The sequence below is a fragment of the Protofrankia sp. Cr1 genome (genome assembly GCF_963555865.1).
Lineage (GTDB): Bacteria > Actinomycetota > Actinomycetes > Frankiales > Frankiaceae > Protofrankia.
Genome location: NZ_CAUVXO010000335.1, coordinates 1 through 5,624, shown reverse-complemented (window position 1 = coordinate 5,624; position 5,624 = coordinate 1). Strand labels below are relative to the sequence as shown.

Below are 5,624 nucleotides of genomic sequence, written 5' to 3'. Positions count from 1 at the left end.
CACCTGAGGACCACATCCGGGACATGATCGAACAGCTGCTGCTCACCAGCCCGGGGGAGCGGGTGAACCGGCCCGATTTCGGTAGCGGTCTGCTGGACTTGGTGTTCGCCCCGGCCAGCGCCGAACTCGCCGCGGCACTGCAGTTCAGCCTGCAGGCGGCATTGCAACGCTGGCTCGGTGACGTGATCGACGTCGCGCGGCTCGTGGTCGCCGTCGAGGAGGCCACCGTGGCAGTGGCCGTGAGCTACACCGTGCTGGCCACCGGCGAGGCGCGCACCGAGGTCATCGAACGGACCGGTCCGGCGTGAGCGCCCACGAGGGTCGCGCCCCGGCCCCACCTGAGGACCCGGCTGTGCGGGCGATCCCGGCCCTGATGTGCGCCACCGACCTGCGGCGGTCCCGTATCCGAGCCGCGGGCGCGGGCGGACTGGACTACGTCGAGGTCGGCGCCGACGGCCGGGAGCTGACCGTGACGTTCCTCGGTGCCGCGCCCGAGAGCATCGATGTCGCCAACGTCCGTATCGATGCCGCCGACGGCCCCCGAGGAGCGGTGCGGGCCGTGGCTGTGCGGCTGGACATCAGCGACGACGCAGACCGGGACGACCGTCTCCGCCTGTCGCTGGACCGGCCCGGTTACGCCGCCACCTACACCCTCCGACTGGTCGAGACCGACGCGAGAGGCCGGCCCACCGACCGTCCTCTCGCCGGCTTCGACCCCCGTTACGCTCGGCTCGACTTCACCTTCCCCGGCTCCTGCCCGTCCGGGCTCGACTGTGCGAGCGCGGACGGATGTGCGCCCCCGTCCACGGCCGAACCGGACATCTCCTACCTGGCCAAGGACTACGCCAGCTTTCGTCAGCTGATCCTCGACCGGTTCGATCTGATCATGCCGGGCTGGACCGAACGACACCTTCCCGATCTCGGTGTCACCCTGGTCGAGCTGCTCGCCTACGTCGGTGACCACCTCAGTTACCACCAGGACGCGGTGGCGGGCGAGGCATACCTGGGTACCGCCCGCCGGCGGATCTCCGTCCGGCGACATGCCCGGCTGATCGACTACCGGATGCATGACGGCTGCAACGCCCGTACCTGGGTGTCGATCGAGGTGGAGGCACCGCTCCGGCTGTCTGCCTACACGTATTTCTTCCTCGCCGGCTCCAGCGCCGGCGCGGCCAGGCCCAGGGGTGACGCGACCACTGGGCCGGCCCTCGCCCTGGACGACGTCCGCGCGGAGCTGGCGCGCGCCACCGTGTTCGAGCCGGTGCTTGACGTCACCGTCGACCTCAACCCGCAGCACAACTGCATCCGACTGTGGACGTGGGGCGACACCGAATGCTGCCTGCCCCGTGGGGCGACCCGGGCCACGCTGCGCGACGACTGGCTCGACGGGGAGCGTGACGGGGAGCGCGACGAGCGGCCGCGGGCGCTGGCGCTGCACCCCGGCGATGTTCTGATCTTCGAGGAGGTGCTCGGCCCCCGCACCGGCGTGGCGGCGGACGCCGACCCGACGCACCGGCAGGCGGTACGGCTGACCTCGGTCACACCCGGCGTGGACGCGCTCTACGGCTCGGCGGGCCTGGGCCAGCCGATCGTCGAGGTGGGCTGGGATGCCGCCGATGCGCTCACCTTCGACCTGTGCGTCTCCTGCGTTGCCGGTCCCGCGTGTGAGCGCGTCGAACCGGTGAGCGTGGTCCGTGGCAACGTCATCCTGGTCGACCATGGCCGCACCATGTCCCGTAGCGGGCAACGTCCACGGGAACTATGTGTCCCCGCTGTCGCGTCCCGACCGGCCGGCTGCGCCGGTGTGGGCGAGCCGGCTCCGCGGCTGCGCCCCCCTGGACGCCCCGACCTGACGCTGCCCGACTCTCCTGTCACACAACGTGTGCTGTTTCCCGACCCGACCCGGATCGCCACCGCCCAGGCGGCCCGGCTGGAGCGCATCCCGGACGAGCTGGCCGACCGCCTGCGTGAGCTGTGGACCTCCGCGTACGGCGGGCTCGTGCCGGACGCGGCCGCTCTCGACGAGCTTCGGATCGTCTTCGGTCGGGCGGAGCTGGTGCGGCTCGGTCTGGTGCCGCCGCGTCCAGGGGTCCGGCACCCGCTGACGGCGGCGCAGGCGGCCTCGGCGTTGGCACGGCTGCTCGCCCGCCACCGGTGGTTGTTGCGTGGCACGCTGCGATGGCTCGCCGATCTCACCCACCGTACCCGCGCCGGCCTGGCGTTGGGCCGCGACGGTGTCGAGGAGGTGCGCGATGTTCTCGGTGCGCGCTTCGCCACCGAGCTCGTCGGGGACGACCCGGCCCGCTACGGACCGGCCACGGCGGCTCTGACCCAGGACCCCCGGGCAGCCCTGCCGGTGCTCGACCTGCGTGCCCCGGGCGCAGGTGTCAGTCAAGCCGGCGCGGGCAAGGACGGCGCGGGCAAGGACGGCGCGGGCTGGAGTGACGGCGTGAGGTGGGCGGTCCGGCCGGACCTGCTCGCCAGCGGGCCGACCGACTCCCATGTCGTCGGTGAGGTCGATGACGACGGCGTGGTGCACCTGCGGTTCGGCGACGGCGTCTACGGCCGGGGGGTCGAGCCGGGCCGGACGCTGCTCGCCGACTACCGGGTCGGCAACGGCGTCGCCGGCAACGTCGGCGCCGATGCGATCAACTGGATCGTCTTCCGTGGGCCGATTCCGGGCGGGATCACCGGGGTCCGCAATCCGCTGGCCGCGGCCGGTGGTATCGACCCGGAGCTGGTGCGGGAGGTGAAACTGCGCGCGCCCGGCGCGATCCGGTCCCGGCTGGAACGGGCGGTCACCCCCGAGGACTACGCCACGCTCGCGACGGCGGTCCCGGGTGTACAGCGGGCGGTTGCGGTCCGACGCTGGAACGGCAGCTGGTATGAGATCCACCTTGCCGTCGATCCGCTGGGCGCGGCCGACCCCGAGCCGGCGCTGCTGCGCCGGGTCCGCGCCGGCGCCGAACGCCACCGCCGGATCGGTCACGACGTGGTCGTCACCCCCACCCGGTATGTGCCGTTGCTGGTGAAGCTTGTCATCTGCGTGCGTCCCGAGGTCATTCGCGGGCATGTCCGGGCGGCGCTGCTCGCGGCGCTCGGCAGCCGCGGCCTACCGGTTGGCGGCCAACCGTCCACCGGGAGCGGCCTGTTCCAGCCGGACAACCTGACCTTCGGCGAGCCCGTCCGGCTCAGCCGGATCGTCGCCGCCGCGGCGGCCGTGCCCGGCGTGACCAGCGTCGAGGTGGCCCGGTTCGAACGGCTCTACGCCAGTGACCAGGGGGAGCGCGACGCCGGTGTGCTGCGCATCGGCCCGGACGAGGTTGCCCGATTGGACAACGACCCGGCCCGGCCCGGTAACGGTCGGCTCGAACTCGATCTGCGAGGTGGACGGTGAATCGGCTGACTCGGGCGGGCTGTGGCGCTGCGTGCGCTGCGGCGGCAGGTTGTGGCTGCGGCGGCTGTGGGGCCGGCGCATGCTGCGCGGGGACGGCACGACTGACCCCGGCGTCCACGGTCAACCGGGCCGGGCTGGACGCGCTCGCCTACCGGGTCGGCACCCACGGTAGCTTCCTCGCCACGATGCTCACCGCGCTGTCGGATCATGCGCTGAGCGACCGCCCGGACGGTTCTGACGGTTCTGACGGTCTGGACGGTTCTGCCGGCGAGGCACGGTACCCGCTGCGCGGGCTGACCGCGCGGCGGGCGAATGATCCGTCCATCGCCTTGTTGGACGCCTGGGCGACCGTCGCGGACGTGCTCACCTTCTACCAGGAGCGCATCGCCAACGAGGGCTACCTGCGGACCGCCACCGAACGCGGTTCCGTGGTCGAGCTCGCCCGGCTCGTCGGCTACCGGCCGCGTCCGGGCCTGGGCGCGAGCGTGTACCTCGCCTACACCCTCGACGTCGACGCGGCCGGTGACGCCGACGTGGTCATCCCGGCCGGTTCCCGGGCGCAGAGTGTGCCCGGTCCGGACGAGTTGCCGCAGGTGTTCGAGACCATGGACGACATGGTGGCCCGGGCCGGCTGGAACGACCTGCGGACCCGGCGGACCCGGCCACCGTGGATCACCTTCAAGGACGCTGACAAGCGGTCTGAGCTGTATCTGGCCGGTGTGGCCACCGGTCTGCGGCCGAACGATCCGCTGCTGCTCGTGTTCGGAATCGGTGCGGGCGAGCAGGTCCTGCGCCGCGTCCTCTCCGTCACACCTGAACCGGCCGAACGGCGTACCCGGGTCGCCCTCCAGAGGTCCGGCGACAGCACCGGTGATGCGCGGGAGATCCATACTGGCGTCGACCCACTGACATGGATCGGCGACCGGCTCGACGCCCTCGGCCGCCCACCGTCCCGCCAGCCCGACCACGCCGCCGACCTGAGCCGATCATTCGGCGCGACACTCGCCACCCGGTCCGACGCCGTGCCGAAGCTGCTCGCGGCGTTGCGTCCGGAGATCGGCGGGACGGTGTACCGGGCGTGGGCGAACGCCGCGCTCGCCCCCACCCCCGAGCTACGTAGCGTGCAGGCGCTGCGCGCGCGGGCCGTCCCGTTTGGCGCGACCGCACCCCGCAAACCGGTGCTCGACGCCCGCGGGGTGGCGATCGACACCGAGGAATGGCCGCTGAACGGAACCGTAGTGATCGAGGCAGGCATCCACTATGGGACGACAGCCTCCGATAATCAGACCCGCGCGCTGACGGCCGACATCCGTTACCAGGACATCACCCGCACCGGGGTATCCATCGCCGCCGGCGCGACACTCGACTTCCCAGCGGGCACCGTGCTGATCGCAGTGGGTAGCGGGAACTCCACGGTGACCTTCACCTTCGGCGGAACCGTGCAGCGTGTGATCACCGTCTTCGGGCCGCAGTCGGTCCCGGTCTCGCTGGTCGCCGGTCACGACGGAGGGCCGATCACCGTGACACTCGACGGCGATCGTGACACCGAGTACCAGCCCGCGATCGGGCAGAGCGTGGAGCGCAGGCTGCCCGGCCATGACATCACCGTCGGTCTGGAGCCGAGGCTGCGAGCCGAAGCCGAACCCGGTGTGCTCACCGTCCGCGATGAGTCGTTGCTGCCGCCGAAGCCTCCCGACGTCCTCCCACTGGACGCGGTGTACGACCAGGTCGTCCCGGGCAGCTGGGTCGTGGTCGAACGGACCGACCGGACCGGTACCGGCTGGCCCCTGAAGACCCGGGTGACGAAGGTCGAGACGGTGACGAAGTCCGCCTTCGGTATCGCCGCGACCGTCACCCAGCTCACGCTCGAACAGCCGTGGCTGTCCGGCGAGGACCTGCTGCTGACCGCCCATCGCAACACCTCGGTCCGGTTCCGCGGCGAGCCCCTCGAGCCCGCCTGGGAGCCGTGCGCCGCCGACATCACGGGGGCGACGATCGAGCTGGACCGGCTCTACGACGGCCTCGTCCCCGGACGTCATCTGATCGTCTCCGGTGAGCGCACGGATATCGGGGGCACCACCGGTGTGCCCGGCAGCGAGATCGTGATGATTTCCGGTGTCAGCCAGGGTGTGGAGGACCGCCGTCCGGGCGACACCGTGCACACCACGATCACTCTTGCCGCGCCGCTGCGCTACACCTATCGCTGCGACACCGCGCGGATCAGCGG

General features: G+C 71.9%; 2 protein-coding genes and 1 pseudogene. All 3 read left to right on the top strand.

Annotated elements, in window-relative coordinates; genetic code table 11:
* Positions 1-308, top strand: a 308-nt coding sequence (locus U9980_RS20605) for a GPW/gp25 family protein (protein ID WP_322769422.1), incomplete at its 5' end; no start/stop codon positions are given.
* Positions 305-3,397, top strand: a complete 3,093-nt coding sequence (locus U9980_RS20600) for a putative baseplate assembly protein (RefSeq protein WP_322769421.1) — start codon at positions 305-307, stop codon at positions 3,395-3,397. The genes U9980_RS20605 and U9980_RS20600, both read left to right, overlap by 4 nt.
* Positions 3,394-5,624 (top strand): annotated as a pseudogene (locus tag U9980_RS20595) (putative baseplate assembly protein); the annotation flags it as partial. The gene U9980_RS20600 and the pseudogene U9980_RS20595, both read left to right, overlap by 4 nt.